Source organism: Bradyrhizobium sp. USDA 4353, from assembly GCF_054063215.1.
This window is the reverse complement of sequence record NZ_JBSSGB010000001.1, coordinates 981,289-999,593: the sequence shown is the minus strand read 5'-3', so window position 1 is coordinate 999,593 and position 18,305 is coordinate 981,289. Positions and strand designations below refer to the sequence as shown.

The following is an 18,305-nucleotide window of genomic DNA, read 5'->3' as shown; positions in this document are numbered from 1 at the left end:
GCAGCCGTCATCAGAGCTGCCTACCCTCCTAACGAAATCGCCCCGCGCTCGGATCATTGCGCTAGGCTCGGCGGTGCCGATCGGGTTCGGATGCTGGGAACCGGCCGGCCGGGAATGGCCCATCGCGATCACGATCGAGGGATCGTTCACCGCGCCGCAACGAGTTGCGTCCAAGTTGTCGATGCGAACCGAATGAGCGGTCATGACACCAGAGAGCTCCGCCCTCGCTGTGCGAGGGTTAACCAAATGTTTCGAACGGCCGGCCGTCGACGGGCTCGACCTCGTCGTGCGTGCCGGTGAGTTCTATGCGCTGGTCGGCCCCAACGGGGCCGGCAAGACCACGACCTTGCGCATGGTCGCGGGCCTGCTGAAGCCGGATGCCGGCGAGATCGCGATCTTCGGCATCGACGCCTTGCGCGATCCGATTGCCGCCAAGCAGGTGATGGCGTGGGTGTCGGACGAGCCGATGATCTACGACAAGCTCACGCCGCTCGAATATCTCGAATTCGTCGCCGGATTGTGGGGCGTCGATCCCGCGAGCTCGGGCAACACCGCGCGCGAGCTGCTGGTTTCGCTCGGCCTCGAGCCGCATCTGCACGAGCGTTGCGAGGGGTTCTCCAAGGGCATGCGGCAGAAGGTGGCGCTCGCCGGCGCGCTGGTGCACGACCCGCAACTGATCATCCTGGACGAGCCGCTGACCGGCTTGGATGCGGTCTCCGCCCGTCACGTCAAGGGACTCCTGGCCGAGCGGGTCCGCCGCGGCGGCACCGTGATCATGACGACGCACATCCTGGAGGTCGCCGAGCGCATGGCCGACCGCATCGGCGTCATCGCCGCGGGGCGGATCGTCGCCGAAGGCACGCTCGCCGAGCTGCGCCAGCAGAACGGCCGCACCGATACCAGCCTCGAAGAGCTGTTCATCGCGCTCGTCGATGTCGAGTCCGCGGCATGACACGGGCGGCGACGCTCGCCTGGTTCGCCCGCCACGAGCTCAGGCTCGCCTGGCGGGAATGGCTTGCCATGATCACCGCCGGCCGGCGCCGCCGCACCCGCGCGGCGATCATTGGCCTCGTGCTGTTCGGCGCCATCATGCATCTGCCGGCCTGGGCCGTCGTCGGCCGCTATGCCGACCTGCAGCCGCCGCTCGACAAGACGGCGCTGATCGTGATCACCGCGACCATCCTGCTGTCCTGGGCCTTGATGCTGTCGCAGGCGATCGAGTCGGTCACCCGCGTCTTCTATGCCCGCGCCGATCTCGATCTCATCATGTCGTCGCCGGTGCGGCTCGCCGAGATCTTCTCGGTTCGCATCGCCGCCATCGCGCTGTCCGTGACCAGCATGGCGCTGCTGCTGGCGACGCCCTTCGTCGACGTGCTGCTGATCGAAGGCGGCGCGCGCTGGCTCGCCGCTTTTGTCGTGGTCGCGGCCGTCGGCCTCTCGGCGGCCGCGATCGCCATTGCGATCACCATCATCCTGTTCCGCCTGATCGGGCCGGCACGCACGCGGCTGGTGGCGCAGATCCTGGCGGCCGTGATCGGCGCCGGCTTCGTCATCATGCTGCAGATCGCGGCGATCGTCTCCTACGGCACGCTGTCGCGCTTCGCCGTGCTCACCTCCGATGCCGCAGCCGCCATCGCACCCGATCCGGATAGCCTCGTCTGGCTGCCGGCCCGCGCCGCGCTCGGCGACGGCCAGGCGCTGCTGCTTCTGCTTGCGGCCGGGCTGCTGCTGCTCGGCATCGTCATGATGGTGTTCTCGCCGCGCTTCGCCGACACCGCGATCAGCGCCGCCGCGCAAGGCGTCTCGAGCCGCGCCGGCGCGCAGCTCCGCAGATTCCGCGGCGGCTCGCGGCAGCAGGCGCTCAGGCGCAAGGAGCTCATGCTGCTGCGGCGCGATCCCTGGCTGATCTCGCAGACGTTGATGCAGCTCTTGTATCTGGTGCCGCCGGCGCTGCTGCTGTGGCGCAGCTATTCCGATACGTCGCAAGCCGTCATCCTGATCACGCCGGTCATCGTGATGGCGGCAGGCCAGCTCGCCGGCGGCCTCGCCTGGCTCACGATCTCCGGCGAGGATGCGCCTGAGCTGGTGGCAACGGCGCCGTTGCCGGCGACGCGCATCGTGCGCGCGAAGATCGAGGTCGTGCTGATGACCATCGCGGTGATCTTCGCGCCGCTGGTGCTCGCGCTCGCCTGGGTCGCGCCGTGGCAGGCGCTGGTGACGGCGGCGGCGGTGCTGATCGCGACGATCTCCTCGACCGCCATCCAGCTCTGGTTCCGCATCCAGGCGCGCCGCAGTCAGTTCCGGCGGCGGCAGACCTCGTCGCGGCTGGCGACCTTCGCCGAGGCCTTCTCGTCGATCGGCTGGGCCGCGACCGCGGCGCTCGCGATCGCGCTGCCGGAAGCTGCCGTGATCTGCGGCCTGATGACTGCAGGTCTGTTGTTCGCCGCCTGGAAGCTCAGCCCGGCAAGGTCCTGATCGCGTCAGCGCAGCACCTCCATCACGGCTGCGGCGAACGCCTCGGGCTCTTCCTGGGGCAAATTGTGGCCCGCTCGCGGGATGACGCGATGGGCGATGCGGTTGCTGAATTTCGCGGCGTGCGCGCGGCCGTCGGTCGCCGGGATCACGCCGTCGCTGTCGCCATCGAGCGTGATCGTCGGCACGGTGATGACGGGCAGCGCCGCCAATCGCCGTTCGAGCTCGTCGTAGCGCGGATCACCTTGCGCCAGACCGAAGCGATGGCGATAGCTGTTGATCACCACGTCGACATGATCGGGATTGTCGAAAGCCGCCGCGGCGCGCGCGAAGGTGGCGTCGTCGAAGCGCCAGTTCGGCGACCATTGGGTCCATAGCAGGCGCGCGATCTCGGCGCGGTTGGCCGCAAGGCCGGCGCGGCCGCGCTCGGTCTGGAAGTACCATTGATACCAGAACGCGAGCTCGCGCGGGACGGGAGCAGGCTCGAGCGCCTTGGAGATGTCCTGGATCAGATAGCCGTTGACGGAGACCAGACCCGCGCAACGCTCGGGCCAGAGGGCCGCGCCGACGCAGGCCGCACGTCCGCCCCAATCATAGCCGGCGAACACTGCGCGCGGGATCGCCAGTGCGTCCATCAGGGCGATCAGATCGGCGCCGATGGCAGCCTGCTGGCCCGAGCGCGGCGTTGACGCGTCGCGGAAGCGGGTCGGCCCATAGCCGCGCAGATAGGGTACGATGACGCGGCAGCCCTGTGCGGCGAGGCGCGGGGCGACGTCGACATAGGAGTGGATGTCGTAGGGATAGCCGTGCAGCAGGATGACGACGGGCCCATCCGAGGGGCCGCTCTCGACATAGGCGATGCTCAGGACTCCGGCATCGACCGCCTTGATCGGTTGCATCATTTGCGCCTGCGACGATCCGTCCCGATCACTCATGTCATCCTCCCGCGTGCCCGCCCTGTCCCTCGGGCGCTGCGATGAGGATAGTTCTGATCGCAATTCCTCGCTACACTCACACGCGCTGTTGAAGAGGAACCGCCATGCTGCGTTCGCTGCTCTCGCTGCTCGCCGTCCTGGTCTCGTTCGCATCGCCCGTGCTGGCGCAATCGGGACCGCGCAGCAGCGAATGTCTCGCGATGGCCGGCGACACGCCGCGGGCGACGCCGGTCAGCCTGCGCCGGACGGCTGCGTCCGGCAACGAGGTGACCATCACCTATGCCGGCCATTCGACCTATTTCATCGACACGCCCATGGGCATCCGCATCGCCACCGACTACAGCGGCGCCTATCAGGTCGGACGGCTGCCCGATGTCATCACCATGAACCGGGCGCATTCGACGCACTACACGCTGGCGCCCGATCCGCGTATCCCGCACGTTCTGCGTGGCTGGGGCGACGACGGCAAGCCGGCGCAGATCTTCGAGCGCATCGGCGACGTCCTGATCCGCAACATCACCACCGACATCCGCCGCTATTTCAGCGACTCGCTCGGCGCCGACATGATCAAGGACGGCAACTCGATCTTCATCTTCGAGGTCGCGGGCCTGTGCATCGGCCATCTCGGCCATCTGCACGTCAAGCTCGACGAGACGCATTTCGCCGCGATCGGCCGGCTCGACGTGGTGATGGTGCCGATCGACGGCACCTACACGATGTCGCTCGACGGCATCTCCGAGATCACCAAGCGGCTGCGCGCCTCGGTGGTGCTGCCGATGCACCGCTTCGCGACGCCGCTCGACGAGTTCATGCGCAAGATCGGCCAGCAGTTCGAGATCGACCGCCGCACCGAGCGCTCCCTGAAGATGTCGCGCGAGCTGTTGCCGTCGAGCCCGACCGTGATCATTCTCGACGGAGTGTGAGCTCAGGCGCCTGCGAGGCTCGCGCCGCGGCGGCCTTCCGGCGTCAGGAACATGCGCTTGAGCTTGTTGATCACGCGCACCGCGAGGCCGAGCAGATAAGGCTGCGTCTTCAGGCAGAAGGCGAGCTTCTTGACGTGGCCCTCGACATGCCATTTCGCATGCGCGCCGTCGCGGAAGAAGATCACGTCGCCCGGCCCATAGCGCTTCGCCGGCATCCCCTCGCTCTCCAGCACGATCGCACCTTCGAGGATCAGGATGGTCTCGTCGAAATCGTAGTACCAGTTGAACTTGCCCTCGGTGCAATGCCAGACGATGGTCGAGCCGAGGCCATCGCTGCTGCGCGCGATGGTGCAGGAGGTCGCGGTCGGATTGCCCTCGATGATCCAGGACGGCTCGATCGGCGCCGGAGACAGGTCGACGGCGAGATTGGCGGTTTCGATCAAGGAGGGGGACATCTGGGGCCTCAAATATCTGCAACTGAAATGACCCGGCGGGCGCCGGCATGGACCCGCGACCGTAGCGGGTTGCACCTAACCGGTGCTTTCCGCAGTCGTTAAGATTTGATCCGATCGCCGCGACCCGCCGTCGCATCACAACCACGCCAGCGCTATAAACATCACGCAAGCGCCGCAATTTGTTCGCGGCCTCGCCAAACCTTCTGATCTACTGTTCGACCGCACTGCAAGATGCGGCCATGCCTCCCGAAGGGGGCGCTTGGCCCGGCCTGCAACGTGCCGTCACCATTAAAGATTTTCCGCCGTCGCAGAGATAAGGATTTCCCAGGATGCGCCGACTGAGCCTCGCCATCGCCCTCACGCTGTCCACCGCCGCCTTTGCAACCACCTCGGTGGTCATCGCCGGCGAGACGCCCGCGCCCGACAACGCCAAGGCCTATTTCATCAACCTCAAGGACGGCGACAAGGTCACCTCGCCGGTCCTGATCCGCTTTGGCCTGTCCGGCATGGGCGTCGCCCCCTCCGGCACCGAGGCGCCCAACACCGGCCACCATCATCTCCTGATCGACGCGCCCGCGCTCGAAGGCGATGCGCTGAACGAGGCGATCCCGGTCGATTCCGGCCACGTGCATTTCGGCAAGGGCCAGACCGAAGCCTCCGTCACCCTGACGCCCGGCCAGCACACCTTGCAGCTCGTGCTCGGCGACTGGAGCCACATCCCGCACAACAAGCCGGTCATGTCCGAGCGGATCACGGTCACTGTCGAGGCCACCACCCAGGCCAAGTCGCCATAAGCAGGTCGCCATAAGCAGGTCGCCATAAATTTCGATGCGCTCCGGCGAGTCCCGCCGCGCGACATGCCATTAACACAAGGGCCGGAGCACATCGTGCTCCGGCCCTTGATGTCTCACGCCCACTCGCCGTTGCGGAACACCGGCACGCGGCGGCCGTCTTCGTGCACACCATCGATGTTGGTCTCGGCGGCGCCGATCATCCAGTCGATATGGATCAGGCTCTGATTGCCGCCTTGGGCTGCGATCTGGTGCGGCGACAGCGAGGTGCCGTTGACGAAGCACTTCGAGTAGCACTGGCCGAGCGCGATGTGCGAGGCGGCGTTCTCGTCGAACAGCGTGTTGTAGAACAACAAGCCGCTCTTGGAGATCGGCGAGGAATGCGGCACCAGCGCCACCTCGCCGAGGCGGCGCGCGCCCTCGTCGGTGTCGAGCACCTTGTTCAGCACCTGCTCGCCCTTCGAGGCCTTGGCCTCGACGATGCGGCCCTCTTCGAATTTGACCTGGATATCGTCGATCAGCGTGCCCTGATAGGACAGCGGCTTGGAGCTTCTGACGTGACCCGACACGCGGCGGCAGTGCGGCGTCGTGAACACCTCCTCGGTCGGGATGTTGGCGTTGCAGGTGATGCCGTTCTTCGCAGTGGAGGCGCCGCCTTCCCATTCGTGGCCGTCGGCGAGACCGATCGTCAGATCCATGCCGGGACCGGTGTAGTGCAGCGCGCTGAAGCGCTGGCCGTTGAGCCATTCGGTGCGTTCGCGCAGCACCGCGTTGTGGCGCTCCCAGGCAGACACCGCATCCTCGCGATCGACCCGAGACGCTGCGAAGATCGCGTCGGCGAGCTTCGCCACAGCGACCTCTTCCGGCACATCCGGGAAGACCAGCTTGGCCCAGGCCGCGCTCGGATAGGCAATGATGTTCCAGTTGGTCTCGAAGTTGGTGATCTTCTCCAGCGCCGGCTGATAGGCCTTGGAGTTCGCCTTGCTGGCGCGCGCCACCTTCGCCGGATCCTGGCCGGACAGCAGCATCGGATTGTCGCCGACGATCGCGAGCCGCGCCGTGTTCTCCGAGAACGCCTTGGCCATGCCCTGATACAACCAGTCGGCGGCGCGATCGAAGCTCTCGTCATGACCATAGCGATAGCGCGCCAAGGTCAGCTCCTCGTCGGAGAAGAACGACGTCACGATTCCCGCGCCGGCCCTGTAGGCGTGCTCGGCGACCTTGCGCACCAGCGGCAGCGCCACCGACGGCGCCGTCAGCAGCAGATCCTGCCCCGGCCGCAATTGCAGCCCGACCTTCACCGCCACCTCGGCAAGGCGGTCGAGCTTCACGGGATCGATGGCGGTATCGAAGCTTCGGGGGTGTGCGGTCATCTTGTGTCCAGTTCCGTTCTTGTGGGATGATGAAGAGATAGGCCAATGGAGACCACGGTCAATGGCGAAGGCAGCGCGGCATTCTCCGCTGTCGTCCCGCGCTTGACCCGGGACCCATAATCACCGGCGGGAATTGCTGCGCGAACTGAATGCTCCGCGTGCCCCATACGACTGCCGCGGAGTATGGATCCCGGATCTACGCCGCAACGCGCGTTGCGCGTCACGGCTTGTCCGGGACGACGGCGATGTTTGCGGTCAAGACTTTGCATTCTCGCGCCCGCTCTTCGCGTCCGAGTGTTGCAACTGATCACCCTCGCCAAACCGAGGGTGCAGGGAGAGCCGGGCCTCGACTGAGGCCCGTGGCCCGCCTGCGGAAAAAAATGCAGGCGGCAGGTACCACAGGTCCAGCCGGAACGACCCGGCCCTCCCTGCGCGATGGCTTTACGGCTGCTTCGCGATCTCCCCGGCGCCCGGGCTGTCTGGTCACCGTCGCCTGCACCGCGCTCTCGCGCCGGCGCAGGCTTGATACTGGCTTCGGAGTATCAGGACCACGCGACTTGACCGTGCGGACCAATTCGTTCGTCGGCGCAATGTGATCACGCTGCAAACCGGCCCGCCCACCACATCCCGCACCCCACGCTTCGTGACGACCGCGCAGCGCCCCTCGTCGATGAGGCGGGACGAGGGAGATAAGATCATGATTTTCCGAAATGGCAAAGCGGAATATTTTCAGCCCGGGGACTGGACAGGCCAAATCAGCATGAACTCGTTCATGAAATTAGACTGTGCGCGCACGGCACCTGCATCCCGCATGGCCCCGAACAGGCGTTCTCGTCATCGACAACGGTCTGTGAGTCGCCCGACGGGCACGAAGGCTCCTCGGCCCACCTATCAACGCCGGTCCTAGTCCTCGATCTGAAGACCATCGCCGTGAACGTACCAATCGGCGCGCGAGGCCCAGTGGACGTGGCGATCCGGCGCGGCGCCGAGCGGCTGATCGAAGCTGCCGGCGGGAATGATCGCCTCACGGCCGCTGCGTGTGAGATGCGGCATCGGGCTGCCGCATCGCGAGCAGAACGCGGTGGCAAAGCTGCGTGCCTGCGGCAGATCGAACCGGGTTAGTTGCGCCTCGCCGTGCAGCCAGCGGAGCGCTGCGGCTGGCACGACGACTTCGCACGAATGCGCCGTTCCGCTCGCCTTGCGACAGCGCGAGCAATGGCAGTTCAGAAACTTGTCGAATGGGCCGTCGACTTCAAAGCCGATCGCGCCACACAGGCAACTGCCGCGGAAGGCGGTCATTTCTTCCTCCCAGATCTTGTCGGCTCGGACGAATTGCCGAACGGGGCTTCGACAATGAGTCAAGTAAATACGTTAATTCGGAACCGCTGGAGCGGGCAGGCGCATCCCGCAATTGCATGGCTCATGGGGGAATCGGTCACGTTGAGGACACGTTTGCCGGGTGATTGGCGCGCGGCAGGGGGATTTCACAGTGTACAGGAGTCCTCCGAATGTACCGCGTTGTTCTTGTCGTCGCCGCATTGCTGGCTCTCTCCGTTCAAGCCGAGGCGCGTCCTCGTCATCATCATCATCATACGTCCTATCATCATCACTCCTCCCATCACCGCTACGCCTACCGCCACCACGCCTTCATGAACGCGATGGCCTCGATCCCGGGTGAAGCGCGCGCCGGCGAAGCCCGTGTCGTCGGTGGCCGTCCGTCGGGATGTCCGCACGCCTTCTGCGGCTGCGAGGCGTCGCTCTACACCTTTGGCCGGGTCATTCCCGAGCTCAACCTCGCCGCCAATTGGCGCCGCTTCCCGCGCGCCATGCCGGCGCCGGGCATGGCGGCGGTCCGCTCGGGCCACGTCATGATCCTGCAGCAGCAGGTCGCCGGCAATGTCTGGCTGGTGCATGACGGCAACTCCGGCGGCCACGTCACCCGCGAGCACCCGCGCTCCATCGCCGGCTACACGATCGTCAATCCGCGCGGCGGCTCGACGATGTTCGGCGCGGCGGCCGGCGCCACGCGCGAAGCCCGTGCGTCGCGCTATCAGCGGGTCGCACGCAATACGCGGTCCGATGGCTGGATGGCGAGTGCGGCGCCGATGGCGTTCAATTAAGAAGGTTCGTCCCTTCTTGAGCTGAGGCTGTCGCGACGAACGATTCTCCAAGTTAGTTACTCTGTCATGCCCGGGCTTGTCCCGGGTATCCACGTCGTTCTCAGCATGCCGGACGACGTGGATGGCCGGGACAAGCCCGGCCATGACGGCGTGGAGATCGATGAGCGCAAAACGTCGATCGTGAAATATGATAAGGCTACAGATGCAATTCGGGTGAGAGGGAGGACAGGTCGTTCCACTCGCACTGCCCGCGCGGCTGCCCCTCACCCCAGCCCTCTCCCCGTGAAGGACCGGGAGAGGGAGTCTGGGTGCCGTCGATGTCGCGGGTCGAGCTCTCGCGCTACTTCTGGGGCTCGGTGGTCGACCACAGCAAAGTGGTGGCGTTCTTCTCGTAGGCCATGCCCTTGGGGTAGCTGATCAGCTCCATCTGCAGGTCCCAGGGCGTCAGGAAGTACAGGATCGATTGGCCGCCCGCCGGGCCTTCGGTGATCGGGATCGGACCCTGCATGGTGCGGACGCCCTTGGACTTCAGATAGGCGGCGGCCTTGTCGATGTCGTCGACATAGAGCGCGATGTGGTGGCCGCCGAAATCGCTGTTCTTCGGCTGCGTTTTGGCCTGGTCCGGCGCCTCGTACTGGAACAGCTCGATGTTGGAGCCATAGCCGCAACGGACCATGCTGATCTCGTGGATGACGGCGCGCGGATGCACGTTGACGACGTCCTGCATGAAGGTGCCCTTGTCGTCCGAGAACGGTCCGAACGACATCGCCTGCTTGCAGCCGATGACATCGGTGAAGAAGGCGATGGCGGCCTTCACGTCCGGCACGGTGATGCCGGTGTGATCATGGCCGCGCAGGCCGGGGATGGAGTCGGCTGAGGCGAGGGCGGAGGAGAGGGCGAGGGCGGCGAGGGTTGAGCTAATGACTTTCAGCAACTGCATCATGGTCTCCTGACAAGACGTTTCGAGAGAACGACGGTCGAGCGGCAACGCCACCCTCCCCTGGAGGGGGAGGGTCGCCTCGCATGAGCGAAGCGAATGTGAGGCGGGGTGGGGTGAGCCCCGGACGCAGCTCGTCGTGGGGAGAGATCACCCCACCCCGATCGCTGCGCGATCGACCCTCCCCCTCGAGGGGAGGGTGAGACCTGCGGCGAGGGAGGAGCGACTCTCGAACAGCTAATTTGGGCAGGAGCTTCGCCATAAGCGGCGCCACCGGAGCCAAGGTCACCCTGCCGCCAACTGTTTCTCCACCGCCTTGTGATCCTGCGCCAAGCCGGCGGCGAGGCCCTTCGCCATGTCGCCGACATAGATGTCCTCCTCGCCGGCCTCGTAGCCGTCGAGAATTTCCTTGGCGGCCTCCGCCGGCGTCATCTTCGGGATCGGCAATCCTGCCGTCATCCGCGTATCGACTGCGCCTGGCAGCGCGGCGGCAAGGCGCACGCCTTGCGGCCCAAGCTCGCCGCGCAAGCCCTGCGTCAGGCTCAGCGCTGCGGCCTTCGAGGCGCAATAGGAGCCCATCAGCGGCAGGTTCACGCGGGCGAGGATGGTGAGGATGTTGAGCACCGCGCCGTGGTTCTTGATCAGCAGCGGCGCAAAAGCGCGCGTCATTCGCAGCGGCGCAAGGTAGTTGATCTCGATTTCTTGCGTCGCGATGACGAGATCGGGGGCGAGCATGAAGGCGGTGTTGTGGTTGACGCCGGCATTGTTGATCAGCAGCGTGGCATCGGACGCCCGCGCTGCTGCCGCTACCGCATCGGCATCGCTGGTGACATCGAGCTTCAACGGCACGATCTTGTCGGTAGCCGTAAGCGCCGAGACATCGCGCGCAGCCGCGTAAATCTTGGCGGCGCCGCGCGCGAGCAGCTCGGCGATGAGAGCAGTCGCGATAGTACCGGTGGCGCCGGTGATGACGACGACGGAGTCCTTGACCGAAGTGCTCATGCGGCTGATCCCTGCTGCTGGGGTTGCTGACGGGACGGGGTGTCGTCGAGCCAGCCCGGCTCGACATCGGGGAGCGGAATGGCGGCGAGCAATTGGCGCGTGTAGTCGGCCTGCGGATGGGCGAAGATGCGCCCGACCGGGCCGTGCTCGACCACCTCGCCGCCCCGGAGGATCGCGACCTCGTCGCAGAGCACGCGGATCACCGAGAGGTCGTGGCTGATGAAGACGACGGTGAGGCCGAGCTTGGCGCGCAGCTCTTTCAGCAGCGTCAGGATGTGCGCCTGGGTCGAGACGTCGAGGCCCGAGACGATCTCGTCGGCGACGATGAAGTCCGGCTGCAGCGCCAACGCCCGCGCGATGCCGGCGCGCTGGCGCTGGCCGCCGGAGAGCTCATGCGGATAGCGGTCGACGAACGATGTCGGCAGGCCGACGAGATCGAGCAGCGCTGCAGCCTTGTCGCGGCGGTCGCGACGGCCACGGATGCGGCCATAGACTTCGAGCTGGCGCGTCAAGGTCACCGCGAGCGGCAGGCGCGGATTCAGCGAGGATTGCGGATCCTGGAAGATCATCTGGATTCGCGCGCGCAAGGGGCGCAAGGCGGCTTCCGACAGATGGCTGATCTCGACCCCGTCGAACTGGATGCCGCCCGACGTCGGTTCGAGCAATCGCACCAGCAGGCGGCCGAGCGTGGTCTTGCCCGAGCCGGACTCACCGACCAGGCCGAGCACAGCGCCACGCGGCACGGCGAGATCGACGGACTTGATGACATCGCGCATGACGGGCTTGCCGAACAGCGACGCCGAGCGCGCCGGATAGGCGAAGCCGAGCTGGCCGGTGCGGAGCAGGATCTCGCTCATGACGGCCTCGCTGCGGCGAGCTGATCGAGCCGGTGCGCCTCGGCCCACAGACTCTCGATCAGCGCCGGCGGCACGGGTTTCAACGCATCCGCGGGACGGTCGGCGCGCGGTGTCGCCGCCAGCAGCGCGCGCGTATAGGCATGATGCGGCTTCACGAGGACATCAGCGGTCAAGCCGTCCTCGAGCACGCGGCCCGCATGCAGCACGGTCATGCTGCGGCAGATTTTTGCGACGACGCCGAGATCGTGCGTGACGAACAGGATCGCCGCGCCGTGGCGCTGGCGCATCCGCTCGACGAGCTGCAGCACTTGGCGCTGCACGGTGACGTCGAGCGCGGTGGTCGGCTCGTCGGCGATGACGAGCGACGGATCGCAGGAGAACGCCATCGCGATCAGCACGCGCTGGCGCATGCCGCCGGAGAGCTCGTGCGGATAGAGAGCGAGCACCCGGGCGGGATCGCGGATCGCGACCTCGGAGAGCAGCTCGCCGGCACGGTCGAGCGCGGCGCGCTTCGACAGCTTCAGATGCAGTTGCAGCACCGCGGCCATCTGTGCGCCGATGCGTCGAACGGGATTGAGCGAGGTCATCGGGTCCTGCGGGATCAGCGCGATGCGGCGTCCCAGCAGGTCACGGCGCTGCTTATCGGGCATCGCCAGCAGGTCGCGCCCCTCGAAGCTCACATGGCCCGCCGTGATCTTGGCCTTGCTTGGCAACAGGCCGAAGATGGTGCGGCCGACCATCGACTTGCCGGCGCCGGATTCGCCGACCAGGCCGCGTACCTCACCCGCCTCGACGCGCAAGGAGACGCCGCGCAGCACATTGGCGGCGCCGATCGCGACGTGAAGATTCTGGATCTCGAGCACGGCGCTCATCGGCGCTGCACCGGGTCGAGCGCGGCGCGCAGACCGTCGCCGAACAGGTTGAAGCCGATCACGCTCACGATGACGGCGGCGATCGGCAGCGCCATGATCCACGGCGCCTGGTAAACGATCTGCCGTCCCTCGGTGATCATGCCGCCCCAGCTCGCGGTATCGCCGGTGACGGAGATGCCGACGAAGGACAGAATGACCTCGACCAGGATCGCGATGCCCATCTCGACGGCGAGCAGGGTCACGATCAGCGGGATGAGATTGGGCAGGATCTCCAGCCGCAGCGCCTGCATGCGGGTGAGGCCGAGCACCCGCGCCGCGGCCGCGTAGTCGCGCGCGAGCTGCGCCTGCGTCTCGGCCCTGGTAATGCGGGCGAAGCGCGTCCAGTCGACGACAACGATCGCAGCGATGACCGAGGTCAGGCCGGCGCCGATGACGGCGGCCAGCACGATCGACAGCAGCACCGGCGGGAACGCCATCCAGACATCGATCATGCGTGACACCAGCTGGTCGGGCACGCCGCCGAAGGCGCCGGCGCTCAGGCCGAGCGCGACGCCGATGAGGGCGGCGAGCGCCGAGGCGACCAGCGCCACCGCAACCGCGGTGCGCGCGGAGTACATCAGCCGGGACAGCACGCAACGGCCGAGGCTGTCGGTGCCGAGCGGGAATGCCGCTTCGCCGCCGCGCATGAAGGCCGGCGGCAGTTGCGCCGACATTAAGTCCTGCTCGGCCGGGTCATGTGGCGCGAGGACCGGCGCGAACAGCGCGATCAGCAGCAGCAGCGCGACGAGGCCGCCGCCGATCCACAGCCGCGCCCCGCCGCGCGCGAGCGCGCTGCGCCAGCGCGCGGGCGACGTCGTGATGGGTCCTGTGAGAACGAGATCAGCCATGACGCAGCCTCGGGTCGAGCAGCGCCACCAGCAGGTCGACGGCAAGATTGAGGGCGATGAACAGGACGGCGAAGGTCAAGATCAGCCCTTGGATCAGCGGGAAGTCGCGATTGATGACGGCATCGATCGCCATGTTGCCGATGCCCTCATAGGAGAAGATGCGCTCGACGAGCACGGTGCCGCCGAGCAGCAGGGTGACCTGCACACCTGACAAAGCGACCGTCGGGATCAGCGCGTTGGGAAACACCTCGCGCTGCAGGATGGTGGCACGCGAGAAGCCGCGGGTGCGGGCGATCTGTGCGTAGTCCTGGTCCTCGGCCTCAGCGAGCTGCGCCTTGAGGAGCCGCGCGACCAGCGCGGCGAACGGCAGCGCCAGCGCCAGCGACGGCAGCAGCATGTGGCGCAGCAGATCGGCGGCAACATCGAGGCGCAAGGTGAGCAGGCTTTCGATCAGATAGAAATGGGTGCGGAAGGCGACCGCGAGCTGCGGATCGAGCCGGCCGGAGATCGGCAGCAAAGGCAGCAGCACGCCGAAGCCGAGCAGCAGGATCAGCGCCCAGAGGAGATCGGGAATGGCGAGGAAGACGCCATTGGCGGTGTCGAGCAGCCACTCGGCGCGGGTGCCGCGCATGAGGCTGCCGATCAGTGCGACCGCGCCGCCCATGAGCAGCGCCATGACAACGGAGAGCGCAGCGAGCTCGAGCGTTGCCGGCAGCCGCGCGCCGACCAGCTCGAACACCTGCTGGCGCAGGCTGATCGAGCGGCCGAAATCGCCTGTTGCGACCTGGCCGAGCCAGGTGACAAATTGCGATAGTAGCGGCTGGTCGAGGCCGTACAGCGCGCGCAGCCGCGCGATATCAGCAGGCGAGGCGCCGGGCGGGATCATCATCGCGATGGGATCGCCGGGCACCACGCGCAGCAGCACGAAGACGATGGCGCCGACGCCGAGCAGCGTCGGCGGGATCAGAGCGAGGCGCTTGAGAATGGCGCTCCAGCGCATCGCTCGATCTCCGTCTCAGCCTTGCTTCAACCCTGGGTGACGAGCTGCGGCAGGATCATGCCGTTGGCCTGCGGCACGACCTTCAGCCCCTTCTTGTGCACGATCGGCTGAACGTATTGCAGCAGCGGGATCACTTCGCCTTCCTCGGCGATGTATTTGTCGACCGCCTTCCAGCCAGCGATGCGCTTGGCCTCGTCCTTCTCGCCCCACAAGGGTCCGATGCGCTCGATCAGGTCCTTGCCCTTCCAGGCCGAGTGCGGCGACGGGCCGAACATCGCAAAGCCGGTCGAGGTGGTGGGATCGCCGATCGCGTTGCCCCAATTGTAGAACGCGGCCGGCGCCAGCGCGTGGCGGGCGCGCAGCTCGAAATGCTGGGCGATCTCGTAGACCTCGATATTGGCCTCGATGCCGACCTTGCGCCACATGCCGGCGATGGCCTGCACCATCTCATAGTCCTTCGGCTTGAAGCCGCGCGTGGTCTGGATGGTGAACTTCACCGGCTTCGTGGTCGAATAGCCGCTCTTGGCGAGCAGGCTTTTCGCCAGCTCCGGATCGTAGGCGACCTTGATCGACGGATCGAACGCGGCGTAGCCCGGCGCTTCCAAGGTGTCGATCGGCACGCCATAGCCGCGCAACAGCTTCTCGACGATCGCCTTCTTGTCGATGGCGTGGTTGGCGGCGAGGCGCACATTGCGATCGAGCATCGGATCGATGTCGGTGAGGAAGATCATGCCGATGTCGGAGATCGGCTGGGTCACGCCGGCGAGGTTCGGCTTGGCCTTGAGGCGGTCGAACTCCTCGTAGGGAATCTCGAAGGTGATGTCGGAGCCGCCGGACTCGATCTCGGCGACGCGGCTGGTCGGATCGGTGACGAACTTGAAGACGACGGTCTCGAACGCCGGCTTCGGTCCCCAATAGCCGGGATGCGCCTTCAGCCGCAGGAACGCATTGCGCTCGAACGCATCGACCTTGTACGGGCCCGAGCCGATCGGCGCCTTCTCGAAGCCCTCGGCGCCGACCTTCTCGTAATAGGCCCTCGGCAGCACATAGCCGGTGAGGAACGCCATCCATTTGAACAGCACCGGCTCGAACTCGACGACGTCGGCCGTGATGGTCTGGCCCTCGATCTTGAAGTTGTTGATCTTCGACCACACGAACTGAATGGGATTGCCGCCCTTCGGGTCGGCGGCGCGGGTCAGCGACCACACCACGTCCTCCGGCGTCACTTTGGAGCCGTCGTGCCAGGTCGCGTCCGAGCGCAGCTCCATCGTGACCTTGGTGCGGTCCTCGTTCCAGCCCCACTTCGTCAGCAGGCCCGGCGTGAAGGAGAGATCGGCGGCCTGACCGATATAGGGATCGAAGATCGCCTGGTAGATCGACTGGATGGTGGGATTGACCGCGGAGACGCCGACGGTCGGATCGAACGACGGCAAATTGACGTTGTAGGCGATGGTCAAGGTGCCCGCCGCGGCGCGCGCTGATGACAGCGGCAGGCCGGTGGCGAGCGGCAGAGCAGCCGCGCCCGCGAGCTGCAACATCGTACGGCGAGAGATCTGATGGTCACGCATGGTGATGCAACTCCGGGTGAGCGAAGGACGATGAGCGACGGAAACGGCGCCCCTGCCGGCGCCGCCAAGCAATCGGATCAGTGCGGCGCGCTCTCGGCCCAGCGCTTCATCAGCGTGTTCGAGGGCAAGGATTCATCGACCAGCTTCTTGGCGGTCTCGATGCCCGCGACCGGCAGCTTGGAGGAATCGAGCAGGCCGATCTGCACCAGCACCGAGGCCTGATCCCAATAGATGTGCTCGTTGTAGAGCTTGTCGCCGCGGAAGCGCACGATCGCGACGAGGGGGATCTCGACATATTTGCCGGTCGGCGGGATGCCCGGCAGCATCCAGTCGATCTCGATGTCATGGGTAAAGCAGAACAGCATCTCGTCGACGACGCGGTCGGCGCCGATGGTGCGAGAGATCGGCACCAGTCTGGTGTCTGCGGGCGTCTTCGGGATGAAGTGATTGGCGTAGAAGCGCAGGAGATCCTTGTAGCCGACGCCGCCGGTCATGGTCGGGATGTGGTTGACATAGGGCTCGGCGACCATCGTGCCCATCGTCGCCTCGGCCGAGCGGGTGGCGAATTCGAGCTCGGTGTGCTTATCCCACAGCGACGACAGGTCGTAATGCGGGCCGAGCACTTTCCGGAACAGCGCGATCGAGCGCGAATGCGCCATCAGGGTCGCGGGCTTGTCGAAGCTGGCGCGCTCCGGTGCTGCGAAGGCGTGGTCGCAGCCGGGATAGAGATAGAATTCGGCATCGTCGCGCCCGGCAAAGCCGGCCTTGATCGCCTCGCGCGCCTCGGCGGGTGCGAACTTGTCCAGTTCGGCGAAGTGGAAGACGATCGGCCCCTTGATGTTCTTGGCCTCGGCAATGTCGGCCTCGATGCCGACGCCGTAATAGGAGACGGCGCAATCGACATCGGTCCGGGCTGCGGTGAGATAGGCCAGCTTGCCGCCGAGGCAGAAGCCGAGCGCGCCGACCTTGCCCTTGCACTCGGGACGGGCGCGCAGCACCTTCAGCGCGTCGGCGGTGTCCTTGATCGCGAGATTGACATCGAAGCGCTGGTAGTAGCCGAAGGCCTTGCCGAAATCCGCCTCGCCATAGCCGAGCTCGATGCCCGGCTCGAAGCGCCAGAACAGGTCGGGCGCCAGCACCACATAGCCTTCCTCGGCGTAGTAATCAGCAACCGCGCGCATCGAGGCGTTGACGCCGAAGATCTCCTGCAGGAGCACGATGCCGGGACCTGAGCCTGAGGCGGGCACCGCGAGATAGCCCTTGAACGTGCCGCCATCGGCGGCGGCGATGTCGATCCACTGTCCAGCGCTCGTGCCAGCCATCGTCATGCTCCCCGGTCCTGCCAGCGTCCACAGTGACGCCGGGCCTGATGTGTTTTCTTCATTGAATTTTTAATGTAAAAATATCGGATGTAAACAGCAGAGATTGAGCATGCGCTGCACAAGCGTTGTGCGCAGCCGCATCGGGAGACGGGAATTTGAAACGGGCGACGAACGCCGCAGCCAAGCGCAAGGCGGTGACGCTGAAAGCAAAATCGGCGGGCAGCAAGGCTGGCTTGCGCGGCGACAAAGTTGCTGATCAAAGCGACAGTCAGGACACCAAGGGCTCGTGGCATCTCGCGCGCAGCGATGCCGAGCGGCGGCTGTCGGAGTTCGAGCTCGCGCTGGAGCGGCTGGCGCAGTCCTATTATCGCTGGAAGGCATCCTGCCTCGCCGCCGTCTGCGAGGTGCCGCTGACCGGCGACGACGTTGCGGTGCTCAACGTCGTGCGCATGGGCGACGAGCCGAAGCGGCTCGCCGAGGTCGGCCAGCTGCTCAACCGCGTCGACGTGCCCAACCTGCAATATGCGACGCGCAAGCTGGTGCGCGCCGGACTGATCGAGACGGAAGGGCGTAGCTCGCGCAAGGAGACGCGCTACCGTGCCACGGCGCGGGGCCGCGAAGTCACCGAGGACTACGCCGCCTTGCGTGCGGCGACGCTTCCGCCGCTGTTCGAAGGCCTGCCGGGCTGGATCGACAGCTGCGCGGCGACGACCGCCCAGCTCGAACAGATGTCAGGCCTCTACGGCCAGGCGACGCGGGTCGCGATCACCAAGCGGCACCAGTCCTGAGGC

Annotated in this window: 18 protein-coding genes; 6 read left to right on the top strand and 12 right to left on the bottom strand. The window is 66.2% G+C overall.

The genetic code is table 11. The annotated features are described in order from the left end of the window. Positions 1–202: 202 nt before the first annotated feature. Both ACVILH_RS04475 and ACVILH_RS04470 read left to right on the top strand, forming a co-directional pair. Entirely contained in the window at positions 203–952 is a 750-nt protein-coding gene (locus ACVILH_RS04475) for an ABC transporter ATP-binding protein (RefSeq protein WP_456711810.1), read from the top strand. Next, positions 949–2,475, top strand: a complete 1,527-nt coding sequence (locus ACVILH_RS04470) for a permease (protein WP_456711809.1) — start codon at positions 949–951, stop codon at positions 2,473–2,475. Before ACVILH_RS04475 ends, ACVILH_RS04470 begins: the two co-directional genes overlap by 4 nt. Positions 2,476–2,480: 5 nt before the next feature. Here ACVILH_RS04470 and ACVILH_RS04465 read toward each other — a convergent pair whose 3' ends face one another. Then, the gene (locus tag ACVILH_RS04465) at positions 2,481–3,407 is read right to left on the bottom strand and encodes an alpha/beta fold hydrolase (RefSeq protein ID WP_456711808.1); all 927 of its coding nucleotides are present in this window, start codon (positions 3,405–3,407) and stop codon (positions 2,481–2,483) included. Positions 3,408–3,511: 104 nt separating this feature from the next. On the opposite strand from ACVILH_RS04465, the gene ACVILH_RS04460 reads away from it, so the two are divergent. Next, entirely contained in the window at positions 3,512–4,330 is an 819-nt protein-coding gene (locus tag ACVILH_RS04460) for an MBL fold metallo-hydrolase (protein WP_456711807.1), read from the top strand. Positions 4,331–4,332: 2 nt separating this feature from the next. Here the strand turns inward: ACVILH_RS04460 and ACVILH_RS04455 are convergent, their stop codons facing one another. Beyond that, positions 4,333–4,785 (bottom strand): cupin domain-containing protein, encoded by a 453-nt coding sequence (locus ACVILH_RS04455; protein WP_456711806.1) that lies wholly within the window; start codon positions 4,783–4,785, stop codon positions 4,333–4,335. A gap of 329 nt (positions 4,786–5,114) precedes the next feature. Here ACVILH_RS04455 and ACVILH_RS04450 point away from each other — a divergent pair, with 329 nt between their 5' ends. After that, the gene (locus ACVILH_RS04450) at positions 5,115–5,579 is read left to right on the top strand and encodes a DUF4399 domain-containing protein (protein WP_456711805.1); all 465 of its coding nucleotides are present in this window, start codon (positions 5,115–5,117) and stop codon (positions 5,577–5,579) included. A 113-nt stretch (positions 5,580–5,692) separates the two neighbouring features. Here ACVILH_RS04450 and ACVILH_RS04445 read toward each other — a convergent pair whose 3' ends face one another. Together ACVILH_RS04445 and ACVILH_RS04440 are read right to left on the bottom strand one after the other, a co-directional pair. Beyond that, the gene (locus tag ACVILH_RS04445; RefSeq protein WP_456711804.1) at positions 5,693–6,949 is read right to left on the bottom strand and encodes an aminopeptidase; all 1,257 of its coding nucleotides are present in this window, start codon (positions 6,947–6,949) and stop codon (positions 5,693–5,695) included. Positions 6,950–7,852: 903 nt separating this feature from the next. Then, a complete protein-coding gene (locus tag ACVILH_RS04440) occupies positions 7,853–8,248 on the bottom strand; it encodes a GFA family protein (protein ID WP_456711803.1) in 396 nt (131 codons plus the stop codon). A 209-nt stretch (positions 8,249–8,457) separates the two neighbouring features. On the opposite strand from ACVILH_RS04440, the gene ACVILH_RS04435 reads away from it, so the two are divergent. After that, positions 8,458–9,069, top strand: a complete 612-nt coding sequence (locus ACVILH_RS04435; RefSeq protein ID WP_456711802.1) for a hypothetical protein — start codon at positions 8,458–8,460, stop codon at positions 9,067–9,069. 340 nt (positions 9,070–9,409) lie between these two features. On the opposite strand, the gene ACVILH_RS04430 is transcribed toward ACVILH_RS04435, so the two are convergent. The 8 genes from ACVILH_RS04430 to ACVILH_RS04395 all read right to left on the bottom strand — a co-directional run bounded on the left by ACVILH_RS04430 (position 9,410) and on the right by ACVILH_RS04395 (position 17,514). Beyond that, positions 9,410–10,009 carry a VOC family protein gene (locus ACVILH_RS04430; RefSeq protein WP_456711801.1) on the bottom strand — a complete coding sequence of 200 codons (600 nt, stop codon included), beginning with the start codon at positions 10,007–10,009 and terminating at the stop codon, positions 9,410–9,412. A 282-nt stretch (positions 10,010–10,291) separates the two neighbouring features. Next, positions 10,292–11,008: an SDR family oxidoreductase gene (locus ACVILH_RS04425; protein WP_456711800.1), complete on the bottom strand. Its 717-nt coding sequence runs from the start codon at positions 11,006–11,008 to the stop codon at positions 10,292–10,294. Beyond that, positions 11,005–11,865 (bottom strand): ATP-binding cassette domain-containing protein, encoded by an 861-nt coding sequence (locus ACVILH_RS04420; protein ID WP_456711799.1) that lies wholly within the window; start codon positions 11,863–11,865, stop codon positions 11,005–11,007. The genes ACVILH_RS04425 and ACVILH_RS04420 overlap by 4 nt, the downstream gene beginning before the upstream one ends. Further along, positions 11,862–12,737: an ABC transporter ATP-binding protein gene (locus tag ACVILH_RS04415; RefSeq protein WP_456711798.1), complete on the bottom strand. Its 876-nt coding sequence runs from the start codon at positions 12,735–12,737 to the stop codon at positions 11,862–11,864. Before ACVILH_RS04415 ends, ACVILH_RS04420 begins: the two co-directional genes overlap by 4 nt. After that, the gene (locus ACVILH_RS04410) at positions 12,734–13,624 is read right to left on the bottom strand and encodes an ABC transporter permease (RefSeq protein ID WP_456711797.1); all 891 of its coding nucleotides are present in this window, start codon (positions 13,622–13,624) and stop codon (positions 12,734–12,736) included. The genes ACVILH_RS04415 and ACVILH_RS04410 overlap by 4 nt, the downstream gene beginning before the upstream one ends. Next, positions 13,617–14,624, bottom strand: coding sequence for an ABC transporter permease (locus tag ACVILH_RS04405; protein ID WP_456711796.1), 1,008 nt, complete (start codon positions 14,622–14,624; stop codon positions 13,617–13,619). The genes ACVILH_RS04410 and ACVILH_RS04405 overlap by 8 nt, the downstream gene beginning before the upstream one ends. A 26-nt stretch (positions 14,625–14,650) precedes the next feature. Next, positions 14,651–16,192, bottom strand: a complete 1,542-nt coding sequence (locus tag ACVILH_RS04400; RefSeq protein WP_456711795.1) for an ABC transporter substrate-binding protein — start codon at positions 16,190–16,192, stop codon at positions 14,651–14,653. Between the two features lie 77 nt (positions 16,193–16,269). Beyond that, entirely contained in the window at positions 16,270–17,514 is a 1,245-nt protein-coding gene (locus tag ACVILH_RS04395; protein WP_456711794.1) for a dienelactone hydrolase family protein, read from the bottom strand. 155 nt (positions 17,515–17,669) lie between these two features. On the opposite strand from ACVILH_RS04395, the gene ACVILH_RS04390 reads away from it, so the two are divergent. After that, positions 17,670–18,302 (top strand): helix-turn-helix domain-containing protein, encoded by a 633-nt coding sequence (locus ACVILH_RS04390; RefSeq protein WP_456711793.1) that lies wholly within the window; start codon positions 17,670–17,672, stop codon positions 18,300–18,302. Positions 18,303–18,305: the final 3 nt, after the last annotated feature.

Excerpts from the sequence above, each read along its gene's own strand:
- ACVILH_RS04475 (WP_456711810.1), top strand. The coding sequence starts at position 203 with ATGACACCAGAGAGCTCCGCCCTCGCTGTGCGAGGGTTAACCAAATGT.
- ACVILH_RS04470 (WP_456711809.1), top strand. The coding sequence starts at position 949 with ATGACACGGGCGGCGACGCTCGCCTGGTTCGCCCGCCACGAGCTCAGG.
- ACVILH_RS04465 (WP_456711808.1), bottom strand. The coding sequence starts at position 3,407 with ATGAGTGATCGGGACGGATCGTCGCAGGCGCAAATGATGCAACCGATC.
- ACVILH_RS04460 (WP_456711807.1), top strand. The coding sequence starts at position 3,512 with ATGCTGCGTTCGCTGCTCTCGCTGCTCGCCGTCCTGGTCTCGTTCGCA.
- ACVILH_RS04455 (WP_456711806.1), bottom strand. The coding sequence starts at position 4,785 with ATGTCCCCCTCCTTGATCGAAACCGCCAATCTCGCCGTCGACCTGTCT.
- ACVILH_RS04450 (WP_456711805.1), top strand. The coding sequence starts at position 5,115 with ATGCGCCGACTGAGCCTCGCCATCGCCCTCACGCTGTCCACCGCCGCC.
- ACVILH_RS04445 (WP_456711804.1), bottom strand. The coding sequence starts at position 6,949 with ATGACCGCACACCCCCGAAGCTTCGATACCGCCATCGATCCCGTGAAG.
- ACVILH_RS04440 (WP_456711803.1), bottom strand. The coding sequence starts at position 8,248 with ATGACCGCCTTCCGCGGCAGTTGCCTGTGTGGCGCGATCGGCTTTGAA.
- ACVILH_RS04435 (WP_456711802.1), top strand. The coding sequence starts at position 8,458 with ATGTACCGCGTTGTTCTTGTCGTCGCCGCATTGCTGGCTCTCTCCGTT.
- ACVILH_RS04430 (WP_456711801.1), bottom strand. The coding sequence starts at position 10,009 with ATGCAGTTGCTGAAAGTCATTAGCTCAACCCTCGCCGCCCTCGCCCTC.
- ACVILH_RS04425 (WP_456711800.1), bottom strand. The coding sequence starts at position 11,008 with ATGAGCACTTCGGTCAAGGACTCCGTCGTCGTCATCACCGGCGCCACC.
- ACVILH_RS04420 (WP_456711799.1), bottom strand. The coding sequence starts at position 11,865 with ATGAGCGAGATCCTGCTCCGCACCGGCCAGCTCGGCTTCGCCTATCCG.
- ACVILH_RS04415 (WP_456711798.1), bottom strand. The coding sequence starts at position 12,737 with ATGAGCGCCGTGCTCGAGATCCAGAATCTTCACGTCGCGATCGGCGCC.
- ACVILH_RS04410 (WP_456711797.1), bottom strand. The coding sequence starts at position 13,624 with ATGGCTGATCTCGTTCTCACAGGACCCATCACGACGTCGCCCGCGCGC.
- ACVILH_RS04405 (WP_456711796.1), bottom strand. The coding sequence starts at position 14,624 with ATGCGCTGGAGCGCCATTCTCAAGCGCCTCGCTCTGATCCCGCCGACG.
- ACVILH_RS04400 (WP_456711795.1), bottom strand. The coding sequence starts at position 16,192 with ATGCGTGACCATCAGATCTCTCGCCGTACGATGTTGCAGCTCGCGGGC.
- ACVILH_RS04395 (WP_456711794.1), bottom strand. The coding sequence starts at position 17,514 with ATGGCTGGCACGAGCGCTGGACAGTGGATCGACATCGCCGCCGCCGAT.